12 protein-coding genes are annotated in these 25902 nt (G+C 43.0%); 4 read left to right on the top strand and 8 right to left on the bottom strand.

The window, feature by feature from the left end:
- Positions 1-61 precede the first annotated feature (61 nt).
- The 3 genes from RMY64_RS05805 (at position 62) to RMY64_RS05795 (ending at position 12213) form a co-directional block, all read left to right on the top strand.
- Complete coding sequence (locus RMY64_RS05805; RefSeq protein ID WP_322699553.1) at positions 62-5191, top strand: filamentous hemagglutinin N-terminal domain-containing protein; 5130 nt, start codon at positions 62-64, stop codon at positions 5189-5191.
- Between the two features lie 53 nt (positions 5192-5244).
- A complete protein-coding gene (locus RMY64_RS05800; RefSeq protein WP_322699552.1) occupies positions 5245-7827 on the top strand; it encodes a CHAT domain-containing protein in 2583 nt (860 codons plus the stop codon).
- A gap of 258 nt (positions 7828-8085) precedes the next feature.
- A complete protein-coding gene (locus RMY64_RS05795; RefSeq protein WP_322699551.1) occupies positions 8086-12213 on the top strand; it encodes a filamentous hemagglutinin N-terminal domain-containing protein in 4128 nt (1375 codons plus the stop codon).
- Between the two features lie 168 nt (positions 12214-12381).
- Here RMY64_RS05795 and RMY64_RS05790 read toward each other — a convergent pair whose 3' ends face one another.
- From RMY64_RS05790 to RMY64_RS05770, 5 genes are all read right to left on the bottom strand, one after another.
- Positions 12382-13143 (bottom strand): DUF928 domain-containing protein, encoded by a 762-nt coding sequence (locus RMY64_RS05790; RefSeq protein ID WP_322670112.1) that lies wholly within the window; start codon positions 13141-13143, stop codon positions 12382-12384.
- 25 nt (positions 13144-13168) lie between these two features.
- Complete coding sequence (locus tag RMY64_RS05785; RefSeq protein WP_322699550.1) at positions 13169-15544, bottom strand: CHASE2 domain-containing protein; 2376 nt, start codon at positions 15542-15544, stop codon at positions 13169-13171.
- 23 nt (positions 15545-15567) lie between these two features.
- Positions 15568-16533: a DUF1822 family protein gene (locus RMY64_RS05780; RefSeq protein ID WP_322699549.1), complete on the bottom strand. Its 966-nt coding sequence runs from the start codon at positions 16531-16533 to the stop codon at positions 15568-15570.
- A gap of 33 nt (positions 16534-16566) precedes the next feature.
- Positions 16567-17205 carry a sigma-70 family RNA polymerase sigma factor gene (locus RMY64_RS05775; protein WP_322685064.1) on the bottom strand — a complete coding sequence of 213 codons (639 nt, stop codon included), beginning with the start codon at positions 17203-17205 and terminating at the stop codon, positions 16567-16569.
- A gap of 189 nt (positions 17206-17394) precedes the next feature.
- Positions 17395-19914, bottom strand: coding sequence for a molybdopterin-dependent oxidoreductase (locus tag RMY64_RS05770; RefSeq protein WP_322699548.1), 2520 nt, complete (start codon positions 19912-19914; stop codon positions 17395-17397).
- A 602-nt stretch (positions 19915-20516) separates the two neighbouring features.
- Here RMY64_RS05770 and RMY64_RS05765 point away from each other — a divergent pair.
- Complete coding sequence (locus RMY64_RS05765; RefSeq protein WP_322699547.1) at positions 20517-21299, top strand: alpha/beta hydrolase; 783 nt, start codon at positions 20517-20519, stop codon at positions 21297-21299.
- A 674-nt stretch (positions 21300-21973) separates the two neighbouring features.
- Here RMY64_RS05765 and zwf read toward each other — a convergent pair.
- From zwf to RMY64_RS05750, 3 genes are all read right to left on the bottom strand, one after another.
- The gene (gene zwf, locus RMY64_RS05760) at positions 21974-23356 is read right to left on the bottom strand and encodes a glucose-6-phosphate dehydrogenase (protein WP_322691605.1); all 1383 of its coding nucleotides are present in this window, start codon (positions 23354-23356) and stop codon (positions 21974-21976) included.
- Between the two features lie 73 nt (positions 23357-23429).
- Complete coding sequence (locus RMY64_RS05755; protein ID WP_322699546.1) at positions 23430-24596, bottom strand: DUF1822 family protein; 1167 nt, start codon at positions 24594-24596, stop codon at positions 23430-23432.
- A 116-nt stretch (positions 24597-24712) separates the two neighbouring features.
- Positions 24713-25879 carry a sigma-70 family RNA polymerase sigma factor gene (locus RMY64_RS05750; protein ID WP_322699545.1) on the bottom strand — a complete coding sequence of 389 codons (1167 nt, stop codon included), beginning with the start codon at positions 25877-25879 and terminating at the stop codon, positions 24713-24715.
- Between the last annotated feature and the right edge of the window lie 23 nt (positions 25880-25902).

Raw genomic sequence — 25902 nt, 5'->3', positions numbered from 1 at the left:
ATCTATCCTTATAAGAGGGTGTAGTGTACTTGCTAGTTATTCAAGGGTTGCAATGTTTAAAATGACGCGATGTAGGCAGCATTGGTGCTGGAAATTCGCACTGGGAAGTTGGTTGGTGATGGGTAGTGCGATCGGCGAAGGTGTATTGCAGACATTCGCTTTCCCTTTTAATTGCGCTTTTGCCCAAATTACCCCCGATAGCACTCTACCCAATAATTCGAGAGTTACAACACAAAATAACATCAGTACCATTGAAGGGGGAACCCAAGCTGGAAGCAACTTATTCCACAGTTTTGGGGAATTTTCTGTCCTCACTGGCGGCACTGCAATATTTAATAATGCTGCGGATATTCAAAATATTATCAGTCGGGTAACGGGTGGATCGGCTTCTAATATTGATGGGTTGATTCGGGCTAATGGTACAGCTAACCTGTTTCTAATTAATCCCAATGGAATTGTATTTGGTCAGAATGCTCAATTAAATATTGGTGGTTCTTTTGTTGCGAGTACAGCGAATGCACTGCAATTTGGAAATGTCGGATTTTTTAGCGCAACTGAGAAAAATATCCCTTCACCATTGTTGACTATTAATCCTTCAGCATTGCTATTTAATCAGATTAATCAAAACGCAGCAATTCAAAATAATTCAGTTGCACCCGCAGGAAAAGATCCAGCAGGCTTTGATGCATTAGGTTTACGAGTGCCAGATGGAAAAAGTTTACTGCTGATGGGTGGTAATGTCAGCATGGATAGGGGACGATTAAATGCTTTTGGTGGACGAGTTGAGTTAGGAGGATTGGGCGAACCTGGTAGTGTAACGCTGGGTGTAGACGGCAGTAATCTCAGCTTGATATTTCCTGCGGATGTTGCGCGAGCTTCGGTATCCCTTACTAACCAAGCTGCGATATATGTAGAAGGTGCTGGTGGCGGTAATATTGCAGTGAATTCCAAGAATCTAGAGATTTTAGGAGGAAGTATTTTAAGCGGTGGTATTGGGCAAGGTTTAGGGACATCTGAAACAGTTGCAGGAGATATCACGCTTAATGCTACCGGAGAAATCAAAGTTGCTGGCGGGAGTAGTGTTCAGAATCTTGTGCGTTTGGGGACAGTTGGTAATGGGGGTAACATTACTATTGATTCTAGTTCTTTCTCATTACGCGATGGCGCTCAACTCGAAGTCTCAACCTTTGGACAAGGGAATGCAGGGAATGTGACAGTGGGGGCACTCGATGCTGTTGACCTTGCAGATGCTGGCATCCTCAGCACAGTGGAAGCAGGGGGCGTAGGTAAGGGAGGTAATATCGACATCAATGCTGCAACACTATCACTAATTGATGGCAGTCAACTAGTAACCATTACTCGTGCTGCATTTAATACCCAACCAGCAGGACGAGGGGATGCGGGGAATGTCAATGTTAATGTTACAGGTACTGTTGATATTGCTGGGGAGAAAAATGGTTTTTTTAGTGCGATTCGCAGCAGTGTGGAAACGGGGACAGTTGGCAATGGAGGTAACATTACTATCGATTCTGGTTCCTTCTTGTTAAGCGATCGCGCTGTACTTACTGCCTCAACTTCGGGACTTGGGAATGCAGGGAATGTGACAGTGCGGACACTTAATGCTTTTACAGCCGCTAGTAATACTTACATCTTCAGCACAGTGGAAGCAGGAGGTGTAGGTAAGGGAGGTAATATCGACATTAATGCTGCAAAAGTGTCACTAATTGATGGCGCTCAACTTATTGCCTCAACTTCGGGACTTGGAAATGCAGGGAATGTGACAGTGCGGACACTTGATGCTGTTGACCTTGCAGATGCTGGCATCTTCAGTACAGTAGAAGCAGGAGGTGTAGGTAAGGGTGGCAATATCGACATTAATGCTGCAAAACTATCACTAATTGATGGCGCTCAACTGGCAACCGTTACTCGTAGAGCATCTAATACCCAGCCAGCAGGACAGGGGGACGCGGGGAATGTCAATGTTAATGTTACTGACGCTGTTGATATTGCTGGGGAGAAAAATGGTTTTAAAAGTGCAATTTTCAGCAGTATGGAAACTGGGACAGTTGGCAATGGAGGTAACATTACTATCGATTCTGGTGACTTTTCATTACGAGACGGCGCTCAACTAACTGCCTCAACTTCGGGACTTGGGAATGCGGGAAATGTGACAGTGCGGGCACTTGATGCTATTGACCTTGTAGATGCTTCTATCCTCAGTACGGTGTCAGCAGGGGGTGTAGGTCAGGGAGGTAATATCGATATCTCCGCTGCAACCCTCTCGCTAAAAGATGGCGCTCAACTGCAAACTGCTACTCGTGAAGCATCTACTAATACACAGCCAGCAGGACGGGGGAATGCTGGGAATGTCAATGTTAATGTTACAGGTACTGTTGATATTGCTGGGGAGAAAAATGGTTTTTTTAGTGCGATTCGCAGCAGTGTGGAAACGGGGACAGTTGGCAATGGAGGTAACATTACTATCGATTCTGGTGACTTCTCATTACGAGACGGCGCTCAACTAACTGCCTCAACTTCGGGACTTGGGAATGGGGGAAATGTGACAGTACGGGCACTTGATGCTGTTTCAGTGGCTAGTAATGCTTCTATCCTTAGTACAGTAGCAGCAGGGGGTGTAGGTCAGGGAGGTAATATCGACATTAATGCTGCAAGACTATCACTAATTGATGGCGCTCAACTGGCAACCGCTACTCGTGGAGCATCTAATACCCAGCCAGCAGGACGGGGGAATGCGGGGAATGTCAATGTTAATGTTACAGGTACTGTTGATATTGCTGGGGAGAAAAATGGTTTTTTTAGTGCGATTCGCAGCAGTGTGGAAACGGGGACAGTTGGCAATGGAGGTAACATTACTATCGATTCTGGTGACTTCTCATTACGAGACGGCGCTCAACTAACTGCCTCAACTTCGGGACTTGGGAATGGGGGAAATGTGACAGTACGGGCACTTGATGCTGTTTCAGTGGCTAGTAATGCTTCTATCCTTAGTACAGTAGCAGCAGGGGGTGTAGGTCAGGGAGGTAATATCGACATTAATGCTGCAAGACTATCACTAATTGATGGCGCTCAACTGGCAACCGTTACTCGTAGAGCATTTAATATCCAGCCAGCAGGACGGGGGGATGCGGGGAATGTCAATGTTAATGTTACTGACGCTGTTGATATTGCTGGGGAGAAAAATGGTTTTAAAAGTGCAATTTTCAGCAGTATGGAAACTGGGACAGTTGGCAATGGAGGTAACATTACTATCGATTCTGGTGACTTTTCATTACGAGACGGCGCTCAACTAACTGCCTCAACTTCGGGACTTGGGAATGCGGGAAATGTGACAGTGCGGGCACTTGATGCTATTGACCTTGTAGATGCTTCTATCCTCAGTACGGTGTCAGCAGGGGGTGTAGGTCAGGGAGGTAATATCGATATCTCCGCTGCAACCCTCTCGCTAAAAGATGGCGCTCAACTGCAAACTGCTACTCGTGAAGCATCTACTAATACACAGCCAGCAGGACGGGGGAATGCTGGGAATGTCAATGTTAATGTTACAGGTACTGTTGATATTGCTGGGGAGAAAAATGGTTTTTTTAGTGCGATTCGCAGCAGTGTGGAAACGGGGACAGTTGGCAATGGAGGTAACATTACTATCGATTCTGGTGACTTCTCATTACGAGACGGCGCTCAACTAACTGCCTCAACTTCGGGACTTGGGAATGGGGGGAATGTGACAGTGCGGGCACTCAATGCTGCTTCCCTCGCAGATGCTTCTATCCTCAGTACGGTGTCAGCAGGGGGTGTAGGTCAGGGAGGTAATATCGACATCAATGCTGCTTCTTTCTCATTACGAGACGGCGCTCAACTAACTGCTTCAACTTCGGGACTTGGGAATGGAGGGAATGTGACAGTGCGGGCACTTGATGCTGTTTCAGTGGCTAGTAATGCTTCTATCCTTAGTACAGTAGCAGCAGGGGGTGTAGGTCAGGGAGGTAATATCGACATTAATGCTGCAAGACTATCACTAATTGATGGCGCTCAACTGGCAACCGCTACTCGTGGAGCATCTAATACCCAGCCAGCAGGACGGGGGAATGCGGGGAATGTCAATGTTAATGTTACAGGTACTGTTGATATTGCTGGGGAGAAAAATGGTTTTTTTAGTGCGATTCGCAGCAGTGTGGAAACGGGGACAGTTGGCAATGGAGGTAACATTACTATCGATTCTGGTGACTTCTCATTACGAGACGGCGCTCAACTAACTGCCTCAACTTCGGGACTTGGGAATGCAGGCACAATTAAAGTTAATGCTGCTGATTTTTTCACCATTTCTGGCAAGAGTTCAAGCTTTAATAGTGGCTTGTTCGTTAACTCCCAAAGTCCAACGGGTACTGCTGGAGATATTATCGTCACCTCACCTAGAGTTACCTTAGATAACAGTGCTACACTTAACGCCCAATCTGCATCGGGTAACGGTGGCGACATCAACTTACAAACTGATTTACTGCTTCTGCGCCGCGGCGCTCAAATTTCCACTACCGCAGGTACAGCACAAGCTGGTGGTAATGGTGGCAACATTACCATCAATGCCCCGTCGGGCTTCATTGTCGCCGTCCCAAGCGAAAATAGCGACATCACTGCTAATGCTTACACAGGTACAGGTGGTAGAGTAGATATTCAAGCCTTTGGTATCTATGGGATTCAACCCCGCTCTAACCCAACTCTCTTTAGTGATATCACCGCTAGTTCTGAGTTTGGTGTAAACGGCACTGTCGAACTCAATACACCCGGTATCGATCCCAACAGTAGCTTAGTTAATTTACCGACCGTACCAGTTGATACTCAAGTAGCACAGACTTGTTCCGCAGGTGGAACTTTAGCTAAGAGCCGTTTTACAATCACTGGACGCGGCGGTTTACCACCTAATCCGGGTGAAGCCCTCAGCGCTGACGCAGTGCAGGTAGATTTGGTGACTCTCAACTCAGAAGTAGGTAAACCCTCTACTCCAGCAGTCTCCACAAATCTCACTAACCCAACACCACATCGCATAGTAGAAGCTACTGGTTGGGCGATCGCTGCTAATGGCGATATAATTCTCACTAATTCTGCACCCATCACGCCTCATTCTTCCTGGCAGAAGACAGCCGATTGCCGTGCGTTAAATCAACATCAGGGAGGTTGAGCAACTTCCACTGTCTATTTTTAGTAAAGACACGGTGCGAGGAGGGCAAAAACATGGCAAGGAAAAAATCTAGATTACGGATAATCAAACGCTTTTTAAGTGTACTGCTGCTTTTAGCTATGTTCTTAGGCGCTCTTTTATTGCCCCCCACTTTCGCACATGTAACTGCGGAAAACTCCAATGTTCAAAGCTTGGCTGATGCCCAAAACTTGGTGAAACAGGGGAGAAAATTCTATGAAGCCGAGCAATTTAATGATGCAACTGCAACATGGCTACAGGCTATCTCTGCGTTAAAAGTCCGTGGGGATGAACTTACACAAGCGATGATACTGGGCAATTTATCATTAGCTTATCAGCAATTGGGACAGTGGTCAGAAGCAGAAAGTGCGATCGCTCAAAGTCTTAACTTATTACAAACTGCTAAAGACACCAAAGACTCCTCGCAAATTCTAGCTCAAGTCTTAGATATCAAAGGTCGTCTGCAATTGGCTCAAAGCAAAGCTGAAAATGCCCTGGATACTTGGCGACTCTCAGCTGAGATTTATACAAAAATAGGCGATGAAAGGGCGGTTATTCAAAATCGGATTAACCAAGCGCAAGCTTTGCAAGCTTTAGGGTTTTATCGTCAAGCCGAGAAGACATTAAGGCAAAGTACCCAGATTCTCCAAAGTCAACCTAACTCACCTGTTAAAGTTGCAGCTTTGCATAGTCTCGGCAATGTCGTCCAAGTCACTGGTGATTTAGAAACATCTCGGCAGATATTGCAGCAAAGTTTAGAATTAGCTTCATCGTTGCCAGATCGAGAAGCGATCGCTGATATTCTCCTCAGTCTGGGTAATACAGCCCGCGTACAGCAAGACACGCAAAAAGCTATAGAATTCTATCAACAAACTATCAAAACTGCAACCTCACCCACTACACGCATCCAAGCTCAAGCCAATCAACTAAGACTACTACTGAAAACTGAGCAATTGTCAGCTTTTCAAACATTGTCTTCTGAAATTAAAACTCAGCTTAACGATTTACCTTTGAGTCGTACAGCAATTTCTGCCCGCATTAACTTTGCCCAAAGTTTAATGCAATTCCGAAAAAAAATTGCCGCAGACACTCCCTCATGGTTGGATATTGCTCAATTACTGGCAACTGCTATTGAGCAAGCAAAAAGTTTGCAAGATAGACGCACCCAATCCTATGCTATTGGTGTCTTAGGGCAAGTTTACGAACAAACTCAACAATGGTCTGATGCCCAAAACCTCACCCAACAAGCCTTGCTCATCGCTCAAGATATCGATGCTAAAGATATTGGCTATCAATGGCAATGGCAACTGGGACGTTTGCTGAAAACTAAGGGAGATATCAAAGGAGCAGTATCAGCTTACACAGAAGCAGTTAATAATCTCCAAGCCCTCCGCAGTGATTTAGTTGGTGTCAATTCTGCGGTGAAATTTTCCTTTCGAGAGGAAGTTGAACCAGTTTATCGACAGTTGGTTGATTTACTTTTGCAATCTCAAGGTAACTCGAAACTGAGCTTTGAAAATCTTCAAAAAGCCAGCAATACAATCGAATTACTCCAAATAGCAGAACTAGAAAACTTCTTTCGCAACAACTGTTTAAATGCTCAAATTCGTAATCCAAAAAAAGATCCAACGGCAGCAATTATTTATCCATTTATTTTGCCAGATCGACTAGAGATCATCATCGAGTTGCCTCAACAGCGTTGGTTGCACTACACTACTCCTGTAGTTAAAAAGGAAGTCGAAACTACTTTAGCTCAACTACAGGAAAATTTACCCAAACCCCACACCCTGCGACAGGTTCAGTCTTTATCCCAGAAGGTTTACAAATGGATCGTTCAACCTGCTGAAGCTGCTTTAGCTGAAAGTAACACTCCTACTTTGGTGTTTGTGCTGGATGGCTGGTTGCGGAATATTCCGATGGCAGCTCTCTACGATGGCAAACAGTATTTAGTTGAGAAATATAATATTGCACTCACCCCCAGTTTGCAACTGATTGAACTCAAACCAATGGAGAAGGAATTAAAGGCAATAGCCGCAGGATTGAGTGAAGCAAGTTCGGGATTTTCTGCACTACCCAACGTCAAACTTGAATTAGAAGAAATCCGCTCTCAAGTCCCTAGCACCATCCTTCTAAATCAAGAATTTACCAGCAAAACTTTGCAAAATCGGATTAATTCTTTATCTTTCCCGATTGTTCATCTTGCAACTCATGGTCAGTTTAGCTCCAAGGCTGAGGAGACATTTATTGTTGCTTGGAATGAGCGTATTTATGTGAAAAAGTTAAATGAGTTAGTGCGAACAATAGAGCAAAATAGACCCGAAGCGATTGAATTGCTCATTCTTAGTGCCTGTCAAACAGCAGCTGGGGACGAACAAGCTGCACTGGGAATTGCTGGTGTCGCTTTTCAGGCAGGCGCACGCAGTACGATCGCTTCTTTGTGGAACTTAGATGATGAGTCTACTGCTGTGTTGATGAATCAATTTTACCAAGAGTTAGCCAACAAAAATCTGACTAAAGCTGAAGTACTCCGTCGCGCCCAGCTAACTCTGTTGCAAAATCCCAAATACAAACGTCCCAGGTTTTGGGCCCCCTATGTTCTGCTAGGTAATTGGCTGTAGTTTTATATAAGTCAGATTGTATTGCAATCTGGTTTTTTTTTCATCGAGCTGCAATTCGATTGTTTTGGCTAACAATGCGATTGTTTCGACTGATGAATTATATTGTATAAATTTATGTAAACAAATTAGTCAGTTTTGCGTAACATTAAGGCGATCGCAACTGAGAATTATCAGAGGTGACTGCAACCACCGTAAACCCACATTAGTGGTGTGACATAACCAAAAGTTTAGCAATTAATGTTTGCCTAAAGAGGTGCAATGTCCAAGATAAGTATTCGTTGGAGTTGGTTTATCGGAATTGCAATATGTGGTTCAAGCATTGGGAGTCCAAATTCCGCTTTTGCCGACATTATCCCGGATGGCACTTTGTCTAATAACTCTAGTGTCAAATTAGAAGGGAACAACAGCATCATTGAAGGAGGAACCCAAGTAGGTGGCAACTTGTTCCACAGCTTTCGGGAGTTTTCTGTACCTCCTAACGGCGCTGCTTTGTTTAATAATGCAGTGGATATTCAAAATATTATCAGTCGGGTAACGGGTGGATCGGTCTCTAGGATTGAGGGATTAATTGGTGCTAACGGCACAGCTAATTTGTTTTTGATAAATCCTAACGGAATTATTTTTGGTCAGAATGCTCAATTAAATGTTGGTGGTTCCTTTGTGGCGAGTACAGCCAATGCACTGCAATTTGGAAATCGAGGATTTTTTAGCGCGAGCGATCAAAATATCCCTTCACCGTTGTTGACTATTAATCCTTCAGCATTGGTGGTTAATCAGATTAATCAAAATGCAGCAATTCAAAATAACTCAGTTGCACCCGCAGGAAAAGATCCAGCAGGCTTTGATGTATTTGGTTTACGAGTACCAGCTGGAAAAAGTTTATTGCTGGTCGGTGGTAATGTCAGCATGGATGGAGGAGAATTAAATGCTTATGGTGGGCAAGTTGAGTTAGGAGGGTTGGCAGAACTTGGTACTGTAGCACTGGGTGTAAATAGTGATAATCTCAGCTTAAAATTTCCTGATAATGTTGCGCGAACAGATGTATCCCTTACAAATCAAGCACGTATATATGTAGATGGTGCTGGTGGCGGTAATATTGTAGTGAATGCCAGGAATCTAGAGATTTTAGGACTAACTTTCCTAAGTGCTGGTATTGGGCAAGGTTTGGGAACACCTGAAACTGTTGTTGGAGATATTACCCTCAATGCTACCGGGCAAATCAAAGTTGCTGGGAGCGGAGTCGGCAATCGTGTGCGTTCGGGTTCAAAAGGTAATGGGGGTAACATTACTATCGAGTCTGGTTCCTTGTTGCTACAAGATGGCGCTGCACTTGTAGCCGAAACCCTTGGACTTGGGAATGCGGGGAATGTGACAGTACGTGCACTAGATACTGTTTCCCTTACAGATGCTTCTATCCTCAGCACAGTGAGATCTGGGGGTATAGGTAAAGGTGGCAATATCGACATCAATGCTGCAACATTATCACTAATTGATGACGCTCAACTTGCAGCCTCAACTTCGGGACTTGGAAATGCAGGGAATGTGACAGTGCGGACACGAGATGCTGTTTCTCTTGCAGGTAATGCTGTCATCTTCAGCACGGTGGAATCTGGGGGTGTAGGTAAAGGAGGTAATATCGATATCTCAGCTGCAACCCTCTCGCTAAAAGATGGCGCTCAACTACAAACTATTACTAGTGGTGCATCTGCAACAGCGCCAGCAGGACAGGGCGATGCAGGGAATGTCAATATTAAAGTTACTAGTGCTGTTGATATTGCTGGGGAGAAAAATGATTCTGTTAGTGCGATTGGTAGCTTGGTGCAAACGGGGACAGTTGGTAATGGAGGTAACATTACTATCGATTCTGGTTCCTTCTCTCTAAGTGATGACGCTCAACTTGCAGCCTCAACTTCGGGACTTGGAAATGCAGGGAATGTGACAGTGCGGACACGAGATGCTGTTTCTCTTGCAGGTAATGCTGTCATCTTCAGCACGGTGGAATCTGGGGGTGTAGGTAAAGGAGGTAATATCGATATCTCAGCTGCAACACTATCACTCATTGATGGCGCTCAATTGCTAACCATTACTCGTGGTGCATCTGCAACAGTGCCAGCAGGACGGGGGGATGCAGGGGATGTCAATGTTAATGTTACTGGGTCAGTTAATATTGCTGGAAAGAAAAACGGTTTTGTTAGTGCGATTGGTAGCTCGGTGAGAACGGGGACAGTTGGTAATGGAGGTAACATTACTATCGATTCTGGTTCTTTCTCTCTAAGTGATGACGCTCAACTTGCAGCCTCAACTTTTGGAAAAGGAAATGCAGGGAATGTGACAGTGCGGACACGAGATGCTGTTTCTCTTGCAAATAATGCTTCCATCTTCAGCACGGTGGAATCTGGGGGTGTAGGTAAAGGAGGTAATATCGATATCTCAGCTGCAACACTATCACTCATTGATGGCGCTCAATTGCTAACCATTACTCGTGGTGCATCTGCAACAGCACCAACAGGACGAGGGAATGCGGGAAATATCAATGTTAATGTTACTGGCGCTGTTGATATTGCTGGAAAGAAAAATGATTTTGTTAGTGGGATTTTTAGTGAAGTGCAAACGGGAACAGTTGGTAATGGGGGTAACATTACTATCGATTCTGGTTCCTTTTCTCTAAGCGATCGCGCTCAACTTTCTGCCTTAACTTCGGGACTTGGAAATGCAGGGAATGTGACAGTGCGGACACGAGATGCTGTTTCTCTTGCAGGTAATGCTGTCATCTTCAGCACGGTGGAATCTGGGGGTGTAGGTAAAGGAGGTAATATCGATATCTCAGCTGCAACCCTCTCGCTAAAAGATGGCGCTCAACTGCAAACCCTAACTCGTGAAGCATCTGATACCCAGCCAGCAGGACAGGGCGATGCGGGGAATGTCAATGTTAAAGTTACTAGTGCTGTTGATATTGCTGGGGTGAAAAACGTTTTTATCAGTGGAATTGGCAGCTTGGTGCAAAAGGGGACAGTCGGTAATGGGGGTAACATTACTATCGATTCTGGTTGCTTCTCTCTAAGTGATGGCGCTCAACTTGCAGCCTCAACTTCGGGACTTGGAAATGCAGGGAATGTGACAGTGCGGACACGAGATGCTGTTTCTCTTGCAGGTAATGCTGTCATCTTCAGCACGGTGGAATCTGGGGGTGTAGGTAAAGGAGGTAATATCGATATCTCAGCTGCAACCCTCTCGCTAAAAGATGGCGCTCAACTGACAACCATTACTCGTGAAACATCTGATACCCAGCCAGCAGGACAGGGCGATGCAGGGAATGTCAATGTTAAAGTTACTAGTGCTGTTGATATTGCCGGGGTGAAAAACGGTTTTACCAGTGGGATTCGTAGCTTGGTGAAAACAGGGACAGTTGGCAATGGGGGTAACATTACTATTGATTCTGGTTCCTTTTCGTTAAGAGATGGCGCTCAACTTTCTGCCGAAACCCTTGGACAAGGAAATGCAGGCATAATTAAAGTTAATGCTGCTGATTTTTTCACTATTTCTGGCAAGAGTTCAAACTTTAACAGTGGCTTGTTCGTTAACTCCCAAAGTCTGACGGGTACTGCTGGAGATATTATCGTCACTTCACCTAAAGTTACCTTAGATAACGGTGGCAGACTCAATGCCCAATCTGCATCAGGTAACGGCGGCAACATCAACTTACAAACTGATTTACTGCTTCTGCGTCGTGGCGCTCAAATCTCTACCACCGCAGGCATAGAACAAGCTGGTGGTAATGGTGGCAACATTAATATCAATGCCCCATTGGGCTTTCTCGTTGCCGTTCCAAACGAAAATAGTGACATCACTGCCAATGCTTACACAGGCAGTGGTGGAAGAGTAGATATTCAAGCCTTTGGTATCTATGGCATTCAACCCCGCTCTAACCCAACTTCTCTTTCGGATATCACTGCTAGTTCTGAGTTTGGTGTAAATGGTACTGTAGAACTTAACACGCCGGATATTGACCCTAACAGTGGCTTAGTCAATTTACCAACTGTACCAGTTGATACCGAAGTAGCACAGACTTGTCAAGCTGGTGGAAATTTAGCTAAAAGCAGTTTTACAATCACTGGACGCGGCGGCTTGCCACCTAATCCAGGTGAAGCTCTTAACACTGATGCAGTGCAGGTAGATTTGGTGAGTCTCAATCCAAACAGTGATAACCGCGATCGCTCCTTTGTTCCCAGCAAAATAGCTACCCCCGCACCAGAACCGATCATAGAAGCTACTAATTTGGCGCTAAACCAAAAAGGGGAAGTCGTCTTGACAGCAAATCTTCCCACCACTACGCCCCATAGTCCTTGGTTGAAGCCTGCATCTTGCAGAGCAATTCCTAATTCGTAATTTCAGATTCGTCAGATTGCAATCTGATTTTTTTTCATCGCTCTGCAATGCCATTGTATCGACTGACAATGCGATTGTATCGACTAACCATGCGATCGCATCGACTAACAATGCGATTGTATCGACTAACAATGCGATTGTATCGAATGCATGAATTTTGAATTGGTATTACTCACTCTCTAAATTGCAGCACTCCACCCTTGGTTCAGTTGCAAAATCATTCAAACCAACAGCTTGCAACAGCGCCGTCCAAGAAGTATCTTGCGAATTAGAGCGACGCAATTCACTAGCAGCACTCAGCGCTTCATACCAAATACCATTAGCCGCATAAAGGTTTATTTGCTGGCGTGGTGTTGCTTTTTCTAATTGAGTTTTTAAAGCAGGTTTTAGTTGCTCTCGTTTTACATAGCCTTCAACATTAGCAATAATTTGGTTATTCTTATTACAGTAAATGTTGAAATACCAACGATACCGCTTACCTGTCTCTAAAGGTGCTGCTTTTGAGGGCAAACGAAAACTAACTACTCCTGGTGTCCCCGTTAAAGAAGTTTTGTAAGTAGTTTGATTTTGTGCTTCATCTTCTAGCACAAACTCTCCAGATGCAAAATCCGATGCATAAGGAACATAAAATAAGAAACTAGGATGCTCTGCGATCGCTTCTCCAAACACCAATTCTGAGTTTGAATAAACAGGTACTAAAGCTGTGAGCCGCTTTTGAGAAGAAGTCAGTGGCTGATTGATATCCTGACCACAGCCACGGCTACCTGCTTCCGTTCGCTTACCTGGTTCCCCGATGCCTTTTGGTGGAGGCGGCGCCGCAAAAATTAATGATTGATTTAATTGTCCGTTGGAATTTGCAGGCTGTGCTTGCACATCTATACAACTAAGGAATGTTAAACTAACGGCGAGGAAAGTTTGAATCTTTTGCATAGATAATTTCATTTTTATTTATGCCTCAAGTTGTAGAAGTCAGTTGTCGCTGTTGTGAAAGTAGGTAAATTGCCACTGTGCCGCCAGTAACGACTAAAACCAAAGCTGACGGAACTAGGGGAACCCAAATCCCTTGATAAAAGAGAATTAAGCAAAGCACGTATAAGACCCCAAATACACCTCCTTGTGCCAGTACTAAATATACTCCCGACCGATCGCGCCAAGGAAATATCTGCACAACGGTAAAAGCGATCGCACCTCCAACCACAGACCAACCCCAAATCCACAACACTTCACCCCAAACAGGCAAAACTGAGATCGAAGGTCGCTTATCCATAACAGCACTCACTAACTGACTCACCATTTGTGCTTGCAAAATCACCCCTGGTATTTCTTCAGAAGAACCCTGTCCAGTTATGTAAGGAGTAGGAATATAATCGCGGAAGCTTTGGGCAGTGGTACCAATGAGAACAATTCGGTCTTTGACTTGTTCGGGATTGACCTTACCCTTAAGAACATCTGTCAGCGTGACTTGAGGAGCAATATCTATTGGAGAACCTTGGTAAGAGCGGTAATTGAGCAATATTTGATAGCCCTGTGTATCCGCTTGTTGATAGCCTCCCGTGTGCGATTCTGCTTTGGAGACATTTGACGATCCCAACCTCTGAAAAACAACGTTACCTAGCTGCAAATTTCCTTGGGGGGTGTATTGAGCAGAAATTCCTTCTTTTTCTAAGTAGTGGAATGCTAGTTGGGCGTTAAGGGCGTAGGGTGCAGTACAAAGGGAGGTTGGGTCTGCTGGTTGCATTGCCAATAAATGACGACGCAAAATATTGTCTGAATCTGGGATAATATCACTAAAACCTTGGCGTTCTGGTGGAACCTCTTTTGGGGATGGAACTCCTGGATAGTTTTGTGTGCGATCGCTAACTTTGCAAATTGCAAAGAAATTGTCATCAGTTTGCCAACGAGTGCTTAAAGAAGCTTGGTTAGGTTGTACCGGATCGCTACGATAAATATCCAAGCCAATACTTCGGGGTTGCAACTTTGCTAGTTTGTCCAAAAGTTTCGTCAGTGCCAGATTTGACAGCGATCCACTTCTTTGCTTTTGCTCTGGTAGGTAAAGATCGTCTTCGGTGACAGTGACTATCAAAAGGCGCGAATCTTGCTTTTCTTGGGGACGCGATCGCATTAATTGGTCGTATGAGAGCAACTCCCATGTTTGCAATCCTCCTTGGTGTCTTATTCCTAAAACACCAGCAGTTATCAGCAAACTCAAAATTAACAAACTTTCGAGACGGCGAGTATTAAAAAACCATCGAGACTTTAACCAAGTTATTGGCACTACGCCAGGATGTTCGCTAATTACTGGCAACCAACTTGCACCTGGATATTCCTTTTCTATTCCTTTGAGCCTTTGTCTGGCAATGCGAACCGCAGCATATATAGATTGTCCTGATGAAAAAACCTCCAGAAAATGCTTTAAAAATTTTTGAGCTACCCGATCTGGCACTGGTTCCCGCATGACAATAATTTGCGGAATCTGCAAATCTTGCAGTTCTCGCGCTAATCCTAATCCATCACAGGAGTTAAAAATCGCTAATTGTAAACCGTTGGCAACAGCATTTCTCAGTGCATGTCTGAGTTTATCAATTGTTAATTTATCTGTCTGATTAATATAAATACAACTACTTTCACCCTCGCTCTTACTATGACCTGCGAAAAATAAGATATTCCAAGGTTGTTTCCACAATTTTTCATCGATGTCTGAATATTGAGGTTCTACTAAAAAAGTTGTAGCAGCATTAGGTAATTTTTCTAGTAACTGGCGGTCTTGCTCCACATCAATACCATCACTATCGCCTAAAATTGCCAAAATTCTAATTTTATTTCTCCAAAGCGATGTCTGCAATGCACCTATTACTGTTTCTGATTCTGGAACACTGAGAACAACTTCAGCTTTGAGATAATCTCGATCTATCAAATCCCACAAATGCCAAGGAAGTTTCTTGAGTTGCAAACAATGAGTGCGAATCAACACCCGCACTTCCTCTTCTGGCATCAGGTGTTTAAGCCATTTTTCGCGCACGGGACGAAAAGACTCTGATAGCAACCAATTGTTTAAATACTCCCGCACCTCACTAGCTTTTGTGTCGCACTCCTTACGCCGCTGGGAGATAGAACCATCGTAAATAATTTTTTTGGCTTTGATGCGGGTAAATTTCCACAAGCTGCGATATGTGGACTGCCACTGTTCAATAGCTGTTGCCATATTTAGATTGGAGGGCAGCTTGCCAGTAATTTCTGTAGTCGGGCGTTTGCCCTCTTCTCCAATTTCCAGCGTCACCTGTACACCTAAGTCCAAATCACCATCTAGCTTTAGCACAACTAACTTTCTCATTGGCAGCACCCCTGTTGTTGTTCTTAATAAATGGCAAAATTTTCTGTGATGCTGATATCTCCCAAAACAAGTTTAACGCTGAAACGTTCTCCCACCTCACAACTAAACTCCAATTGAATATTCTTATTGCTGCTTCTAGTTTGGGCTTCCATCACAGATGCTCTTTCAGAATCCAGCACAATTAAATGGAGATTTGGTGGTAGATAATGTTGTCCATTTGTCGGATGCACTTCTACGATAATGTCCATTTCTTGCTCATTGTTTGGAGGCAGACTAACAACTAAAACCACTGCTTGCTCCCGTAAAACTTTTCCTAAATCAATCAGTTTGCCTCTACTAATAAAAGCGCCTGCTTCACTTCTCAGACTCAAAGCTGGCTTGACACCTTGAGTGCCTAAAAGAGGTTCAATTTCTTGCCAACCAGTTTCAAAAATATTCTCCAACCATTGCTTCAAGTTAACTAAATCCTGATTCCAGGTAAGCGAATCATCAACTATTTCAGCAAGCTGTAATTGAGAAAGTTCTTCTAAATAATCCAAGAAATCGTCTAAAGGTTGCAATTGGTTAATCGGGAACAAATCAGTTTGTACCTGCTTGACAAATCCTAGCAGTGTTGCTTCTCTAAATGATTTGCTGATTTGCACAGCTACATAGCCAATTCGATTTGACTGTACTTCAGGTGGCACATAAACAAATTGTGCATCTTCTAATACTGGGCGACATTCTAACAAGCCCAAGTTTGGTAGGCACAAATCAGCGACATCCATCAATGTCTGTTGTATAACATTCCAACTATCACTTTTATTCAAGTCTGTCTCAAACCCCATGCAACGTAGATAAGAATTGGCGAAAGACACAGACAAAGTATTGAGATAAACTTGTTCAGCTTTTGCTTGCGTGGCTTGTTGTCGTCGTAACTCTTCTGCCCGATGTCTTCCATCTACAGGTATTGGGGCTGAAAATGTTAAAAATTCTCTGGTTTTGCTCATATTTTTGCCTAGCTAGTTAGATTATATTAAAGATTAAATATATAAATATTCTTGAAACTTATTAGCAAACTTTTTCAGACAACGTTGGTAAAAAGTATGGAGAGATGTGATTTCAATGCCCCATTCTGCTGAAATATCTTTCCAAGTAATACCTGAACATCTTCTTGTAGCTATAGCTTGAAAATTTGCCTCTGGATGACCTTTGATATGTTCTTTGCAAAAAATTAATTCTGGGTCAGTTTCTATACATTCTCTTACTTGTTCAAACAAAGATACAGGTTGAGATGAGGGTATATTTTCCCAGTGAGAGCTTTCAAGATTTATTTCATTTGTTTTGCCGAGAACTTTTGGGATAGCCTCTGGAAAAAAGCGTCTAGTTAATAGCATATTTACCCAAGTCACCACTTCGCCTCGTTCTGGGTCATACTTATTAATATTGTTGTCTTGACAAATATAGAAAAATAAATTTTGTACTGCCTCATCATAGATATCTTCATAAGCTAGTTCAAATTGACCTTTATAAGGATGAACAAGCTTACCTGATTGCCAAATAGCATTAATCAGGCTTGTTAAAGCTATCCGCTTTTCCTTGGTTAGGTGTGTGTATTTTTGGGCTGCAAGTGCTAATTCTTTAAGTTGTACATCTAGTTGTTTTCTTGGGTCATTAGCCATAAAAGACCTCAAATCAGAAGCTACCAAGTTATTAATCGCACTATATCTCATGTATTAATCCTGACTTTTACACAAAGCAGCCACAATTGTTACAAAACTTTTTGCTCGTGCATTAAATCCGATCGTTGGCGTTGCATAATGGCGATCGCATGATTCATACTTGGATTCAGCAATGCCCCTTAGATATTTCTAAGTAACCTTTTTTAGCCGACAGGCAAAGCATTTAAAAGCTTGCTGTCCTGAAAGATTGTCATAGTAGTTTTGGTCTATTAAGACATTAGCAGCTTCATAGTATGGAGTTGTCAAATCCTCAGCCATCTTCTGTTGGGAGCCGAACCAATTAGGGACAAAAATAGTGTCTTCTCGAATTCCTTGCCAAAGTAGTGCTGTACCTTTGATTGCTCCTCTGGGGCTTTCAACAATAATCTCATCACCATTTTCAATCCCAGCAGTTTGTGCGGTTTTTGGGTGAATTTGTACCAGGCGAACACCATTCATTTGCTTGCCTGTATAAGTCCAGTGGGTAACAGAGTGGAAATGAACTACACTTGGTCTGCCAGTCATTCCCATGAGCGGGTACTGCTTGTGTACCTCACCAGAAGATATTTTCCCCAATTTGACCTTTTGAGTCAAAGCCTGCGGATTTACGGGATTTTTGACCAACTCAGATGCATACTCAATAGTAGGATGTTTACCTGTTACCTCTGGATGGGTATAAAAGCTAGGCAGAGCAGAGTGTCCAGCCTCAGCTAACCGAGTTTGCAATTGTGGAGTGTAAATTTCTACTTTGCCACTAGGAGTCAGAAATCGCTTACCAATATTATTAGGATTAAGGGCTTCTGCGGCTTCATACCAAGAGGGATGATCCAAGTAAAGTGTACTGACACCAGGATGATTCACTGTTGGGCAAGGCCAACGCAAAGGTTCTTTTCTTTGGGATAGTCTTTGTTGAGTCATGCCCCCCATTCCTGGGGTATTCCTTAGAAAAGTTGCCCATAGATTACCATAGTCTTTCCAAGAAGAAGGAAAGTTATCCCTCCAGTATTCAGGCGGATTGCGTTTGTCTAATTTAGCTGTGGCGTGTGCTAAATCAATCCAAATATGCCAATCTGGTTTCGACTCCCCTACTGGAGCAACCACTTGTTCTTGCCAACGGATTGCTCGATCGTCCCGCCGCATATAAACGGTTTCCATTTCAAAACCACTAGTTACCGGCAAGATAATATCAGCATAGTACGCTGACTCTTCCATGAACAATCCAGTGTAAACATAAAATTCTAATTGCCGATAAGCCTGTTGTACTTTAACTGTGTCAGAACAAGCCAGCAGGGGATTGCCTTGAGTAACGATCGCTTTAAGCTGATAAGGTTTACCTGAAATAATCGATTGGGCAAAATAATCTGGCCCAACTGGCAAGGCGATATCTTTATTAGGTGTTTTACCAATAATCGCTGGTAAATTCAAGCTCCCTGGCCAAGTGTTATGCATGAAATTGCAACCACCACCATTAATTCCAATATTGCCTGTAATTGCAGCCAGAAATGTTAAACAACGGTAAGTGTCAAAAGCTCCTAATTGATGAGAAATCCCAGCATTGCAGAAAATAGCAGCAGGCTTAGTTTTGGCATAAGCTTCAGCTAGAAGTCTAATTTTTGATGCTGGAACATCCGTGACAATTGAAGCCCACTCTGGTGTGTAGCTGAAGCTTATTAGGTGCTTTTTGAGTTCATCAAAACCCAGTACCCACCGTTTTACAAAGGCAGCATCGTATAAGTTGTTAGTCACTATGTGATAGAGCATTGCCAAAACCAAAGCCAAGTCTGTATGTGGTTTCGGTGCAATCCACTCATCAGCTTGCGCTCCTGTAGGAGTCAAGCGGGGGTCAATCACTACTAACTTGGCTTTAGTCTTAGCACGGCTTCTAAGAAGATAGGCAAAGGTTACAGGATGTGTTTCTGCTTGATTCGTACCTAAAAACAGAAACAATTTTGCACTTCCCAAGTCTTCTTTTTTCGTCGCATCATCTATTCCGTAGCCGTTTGTAAAATTGCCTAACCCAAATGTCCATGCCAAAGCATTGCCACCTGCATCGTTGCATACAGGCCCAACATCAGTATTATTAGGACTACCCAGCAGACTAAAGTAGCGCTCAACCAAAGAACCCGTTCCCCGTGGTAATCTCCCAGAGGTTTTATTTGCGATCGCTCTAGCTTCGCCTGCATCCCTAAGTGCCAAAAACTTGCTAGCGATAATTGAGAGAGCTTCATTCCAAGAAATTGGCTCAAATTGAGAATTGCTGTCACCTTTGTCTCCACCAACCCGCTTCATTGGGCTTTTCAAGCGAAAGCGATTGTAGACTAGCTGGGTCATCATTGGCCCCTTAATACAAAAGCCACCTGCCTGTACTGGGTCATTTGGTTCACCTAAGACATCTACAATCCGCCCGTTTTTGAGATGAACTTTCAAACGGCACAGGGAATTGCAGAATTGACAAGCACTATTTACAATCTTGTCTGGCTGTAGAGCAGCCGATTTCTGAGTAAAATCAAATTCAGTACTTTGAAGAGGGATTGCCTGTTCTTGCTCAACACTTGCTGCATCAGCTACTTCTTTTTTGAGTAACTCTGCTCCACCAACAGCAGCTGTACTAATAGCCACCCCTTGAAGAAAACCACGCCGTGAGGTCTTTTTCCTACCCTTTGATGTCATGGAGATCCTCTCCCTACATATCGCGCTTATTACAGCATTTCACAAATAGGCGCGCAATTTAACTGCGTTCTAGTAGATTACTACATAAGTATAGGACTCATATTTGATTTTTGAAAAAAACTCAGTACAGCTTTATTCCTACTTCCCAGTCCCCAGTCCCCATTACCCCTTATCCCCAGAGGGGGCCCCACCATCCCCAGTCCCTAGTCCCTACGATTAATTCAGAAATCAAATCAGATTGCTATAGCTAAACAAAATTAATTACACAAAGTTAAGCCATGAAACTCTTATCCAGATTAGAAACTCATGTGTAAATAATTCTGTGCGATTACTTACTTGACCAGCTTAAGATATGTAATCCTTTGTTTTCTGCTACTTTTTCCCCTAATTACCTAATCGTCCTTGGTGGTTAAACTTGGGTCAAATACTAATGCTCCGTCAGTTAATAGTACGATATAGCAATAGTTACATGAAGCCGAATTTCACTTAACTGAGAACCACTATATATAATCCTTGAGAAAGTTTCGTCAAACCTGTGGACTTGTTACTGTTATATAACAGTAGAAGTAATTTATCAGGTTATAGTGAGTGAGGTTGTTGTTTTGAAATCCCAATTAACTAATCATCAGGTCGAATTACAGGATTGCACTATTTTTTATCAGCAAAGTAAGTTGGAGTCGAGTTCAATCCCGATTCTATTTCTGCACGGATGGGGAATCTCTACCCAGCCTTATCAAGAAGTGCTGACACTACTAGCACAGCATCATACCATAATTGCTCCTGACTTGCCTAGTTTTGCGAGATCGAGTTACTCTGGGCTAATTCCTGATTACGTTAGCTATAGCAAATTTCTCCTTTCGTTCTTGGAAGTTTTAGAGTTAGAACATTTTCATGTAGTTGGGCAATCATTTGGCGGAGGTATTGCTATTACCTTATCTGCAATTGTTCCAGAAAAAGTTACCAGTGTAATTCTGGTAGATAGTACAGGAATTCCTACGCTATCAATACCGAAGATAATCCTGCGAAGAGCGATCGAAATGACCTTTCAACTGTTTTTACCAAGACGGAGGTTGAAATTAATTGATATTCCTTTGGTTTTCTGCTATAACTTGTTATTTAATACCGGAAATGTTATTCAAGGATTACTAATTTCTTTGTACGAAGACATCAGCTATTTACTACCAAAAGTCCTAGCTCCTTGTTTATTATTATGGTCAGACAAAGACCTAACTACGCCATTAAGTAACGCTCAAGAAATGGCGGCCATTATACCCAACACTAAGTTAATGACTGTAGAAGAAGGTTGTCACGAATGGGGACTTTGGTATCCTGAAAAATTTACCTCACTCATACTGGATTTTATTTGTCAAATTGAGAAATATTAATGTAGCTAGTACCGCAAGGCCCAAATCACTCATTCAAAAGTCAAAAAGCTTCTTGTATAGGCTTCTCAGTGATTTAAAATAGTCTGTTTTTTTTTAACGCCGACCTGTACTATAGGACTCATATTTGATTGCGTGAAAAAAACTCAGTACAGCTTTATTCCTTCTTCCCAGTCCCCAGTCCCCATTACCCCTTATCCCCAGAGGGGGCCCCACCATCCCCAGTCCCTAGTCCCTACGATTAATTCAGAAATCAAATCAGATTGCTATAGTAGAGATAATCATTTGTTTTGGTCAAGTTATACCCTTAGTGCGATCGCAATCAGGCGGGCGAAACAGCGCCATCGCACAAAAATTGCTGGAAAAAATTGATTTAAAGTTGGATTATGTCAGTCGATTGGGGTCGAGGAAAAACCGGGAGTGGGTTTACCAGGGTTAAAAATGCCATATCTGCTGGAAACCTTGATATCACTCCATTGTGGCAACCCAAGTAAAAATCTAAGTTCTAAAGTTTCTTACTTTGAGGTTTTTAAAAGCATTTTTAGCCCCTGCTTGCGACTGGCGATCGCTCAAAAGAAGAGATGGGCAATACTTTTGTTATAGAACTAATCGAAAAACTCATCTCCTCAGATTAGTATGCCGATGGCGGCAAACTAAGCTATATTGACTTTTTTTAATTAATCATCTCTAGCTAATGGGTTGTACCACTGATCCGTTGGCAAGAGCAGTCGATCTGACTCAGGTGGGCCCCATGTATTTGGCTCATACTGATAAATGGGTGTGACGTTATCGAGAATTGGCTGGACAATCCGCCATTCCTCTTCTACGGTATCTTCTCGTACAAACAAGGTAGGATCGCCCTGTATGGCATCACCCAATAGACGTTCATAGGGTTCCATCTCGTCGCCACCTCCGTAAAAGGCTAGGAGTTCATTCGTAGAGCCGATCATATCTTCTCCAGGGATTTTAGTGCGAGCGCCCAATCCCACAATTACCTCTGGATCTAGTAAAAAACGAACATAATTACCGTTTTTTTGTCTTCCCTCCTGGAACACATCTAAAGGTGGACACTTGAACTTGACCATTACCTCAGTAGTTTTGACAGGCAATTTCTTCCCAGCCCGAATGTAGATGGGAACTCCTGACCACCGCCACGTATTAATAAATAACCGCACGGCAACAAAAGTTTCTACTTGGGAGTCAGGAGAAACACCTTCTTCGTTACGGTAATTACAAAATTGACCGCGAATAATCTCATCGGGTTGGACTTCCCCTATAGCTTTGAGAATACGCTCTTTTTCATCCCGGATCGAATCGGCAGCCGTACTGGCGGGAGCATCCATACACACTGAAGCCAATATTTGCAGCATATGGTTTTCCACCACATCCCGAATTGCGCCAGTTTCCTCATAGAAGCGCCCCCTTCCTTGAATGCCAAAGTCCTCTGCCATCACAATCTGGATGCTTTCAACATAGTTGCGATTCCAGATGGGTTCGAGAAAAGAGTTGGCAAACCGAAAATAGAGTAAATTCAGCAGTGGTTCTTTGCCCAGGTAATGGTCAATGCGATAGATGGATGATTCGGGAAAAACTGATGCCAGAATTTGATTTAACTCGCGTGCTGATTTCAAATCCCGTCCAAATGGTTTTTCAATTACCACCCGCGCATTTTTAGCACAGCCTGATTCGCCCAATCCTGACACTACTTGTGCAAACAAGCTTGGTGGAATTGCCAAATAGTAGAGGGGATGAGTAGCATCACCAAGGGCTTGACGTAATTTTTCGTAAGTTTCTGGTTTGTTGTAGTCACCAGCAACGTACTGGAGTAGACCAGAAAGTTTCTCAAATGCGTCTCGATCTATACCACCATTATGTTCTAAGCTATCACGTGCCCTTTCCCTAAGTTGATCCGTCGTCCAAGATCGTCCGGCAACCCCAATCACTGGGACATTGAGATTGCCCCGTCGTACCATTGCCTGAAGGCTAGGGAAGATTTTCTTGTAGGCTAAGTCACCTGTTGCCCCAAAAAATACCAGTGCGTCTGAATCAGGAGTTCCCATGACTAACCTCTTTATTGCCTATCTCACAAAACCAACAAAATCATCCCGCAAATATACAACGCCTAAATTCTTTTTAAAACTTGAGTATTTCCCAATTATAATTGTCGGGAAAAGGTTCTATTTCCCAGACTATGCTTTCTCCTGCTTCTAAGGCAACTTCTACGTAGAGTTGTTCTACAGCCGTTGCAGCTACATCTTCATTATTGGGAAAAGGCTGTAAATCTTCGGTAAGTAATCGGAGTTTAAAACCACCAGGAATAGCTGCACCGATCGCGGCATTACGTAATTCAAAACGCCAAATAGTTGCATCTGGCTCATATTGTGGTATAATCAAAAGTTCGTAAATTTGACCTGCGATCGCCAACCGACGAGAGAGAATAGTATTTGGTTGTGCATCTTCCACACCCCGCGCCCCAGCAGCACTAAGTTGTAAATCAAAGCTTCCCCAACCAACAGCCTCAGCAACTTGAGAAACACCGCTTTGCAACCATTGGATAACTGACCATTGTTCTGGTAATCCTAAGCGTCGTTGATATAAATTTTGTCGCCAACCGCCATGTTGAATTAATCCACCCCACAGTTGAAAAGGGATTTCTTGCCGGGGTGTAAGTATTTCCGGGTTTCCCAGACGGGCAATTAAATTTTCTGCCTGTTGTGGCGATAAGCTGGGAATCTCTTCAATAGGGCTACGAGTGGGTTCTTCTGGACATAATTGACGCGCCAGAGCTAAAACGCTGATGTCGTTGATTATATCAGTAGCATCTAGGGAATAAGTGCGATCGCTGGCATCATAACTACCTTGAGTTTTCAGTTTTTCATGGTTGCAATAACCCCAAATCCTGACGTAGCCTTCATCTGGCTCGACTTGCACAGCTAAATAATAATCACCTACCCAACTAGGAATATCCACCCATTCTTGAGGTACTCGCAATTCACTCAAATCAATTGCCTCGCTTGGTATCAAGACTAATCTTGTTGCCTCAACGGTGAGTGCAATTCCATTAACCAGTTCCCAAAAACTGGGTAAAGCAGTGGTAGTTGGCCAAACTTTTGTCTGTGGTGTCCAGTCTTCTTGCAACCATAACAAGATAGCATCCAGGCAAAGTTGATTAATATAAGCTTGATAGCGAGAACTAGCATTAGAAAAAGCTTGATTATTTAAATCCGCTTGGTTTTGGGTAGTTGTAGGGATTTCCAAAACCATATCTGTTGGGTTGATGAAAGTAAATACAGTAGTCATAGGGATTGGGGATTGAGGTTGAGAATTGGGCAGGAGGCATTGGGCAGGAGGCAGAAGCATTTTAATTTTTAATTTTTAATTTTTAATTTTTAATTGATTTCTCCCCCATTCCCTTGTCATACACCATAGTAATTTTTCAACCATTCCTCCATTAGTATGTTTATATTCTTGAGTAGGTCTGAAGTAACGGAAATATGCAAACTATCTTTACTCCAATTAGCTAAAAAGCGTAACAAAGTTTCTTGAGCTTTTTTTAGTCGTCGTGAGACAGTATATTGCTGTATTTGTAATTGTTTGGCAATTTTGTCTTGAGTTAATTCTTCAGCATAATAAAGTTGTAAAATTTCTTGTACTTGCGGTTCGAGTTGAGCGATCGCAGCCACTAAAACTTTGTTAATCTCAGTTTGTTGGAAATTTCTTGTTTGTTCTTCTTCAGCAGCAAGAATTTCATTAATCAGAGATTCTTGTTGTGTTCCGGGAATATTATCAAGCCACTCCCACGAATCATCGCCCCCTTTAGGAATATTGAGAGAGTCAACCGGAAAATAACGATAGCGGCGTGCGGCTTTAGCAGCAGTTAAAAGCCACTTTTCTAGGGTTTGGGAATTGACTTGCTGACTACTTTGTGAATTATAAGCTTTAGCGATCGCCTCCCAAGTCTCATTGTCTGGTTGGGAAATTTGACGAGAAGTACCTTTTTGTGTTGGGATATATTGAGTTTTGAAACAGTTCCAAACTAGGATATAAGCATTAATATCTTCTGGCAATAAACCTGCATTTTGTAAAGACTCCACCAAAAATTTTTTAGTAATTTTTCGTAATAATCCCCAATCTGTACAAATATCAATTTCACGATTTTGGCGTAAATTTTCCCGAATAGCACTGCTAAAGAGGGCAGTAGCATAGTTTTTTAAAATAAAGCCTCGATCTGGATTAAACCCTTTGAGGACTTTATCAACTTGAGCGATCGCAATCTGAAAACAGTCTGATAGCTTGTACTGAGTACTCGCAAAACTGTTAACTGTTTTTTGGGATGCCCAATAACAGGATTCTTGCAAGTAAGCTGCCAGATGCTGTTTAGCTAGTAGCTTCGTTTCAGAGATGAGCCAAAATTTATACCAATACAAAATCCAAAAATGTTCCGAAGTTTCTTGAGGCGTGCGGTTGAGACAACTTTGCATACTGCGACGTAGCTTTGATTCCGTCGCCCAACCACTGAAGCGATCGGCGTCAAATTGCACAAAAGTTGAAAATATTTCGATGATGCTTTGCCGAGGATGCATAAAAAATTGTCACCCAACCTATA

It is taken from the genome of Nostoc sp. DedQUE08 (assembly GCF_034530895.1).
Taxonomy (GTDB): domain Bacteria; phylum Cyanobacteriota; class Cyanobacteriia; order Cyanobacteriales; family Nostocaceae; genus Nostoc.
Note: the sequence above shows the minus strand (reverse complement) of the source record. Positions and strands in the feature narration are given on the sequence as shown.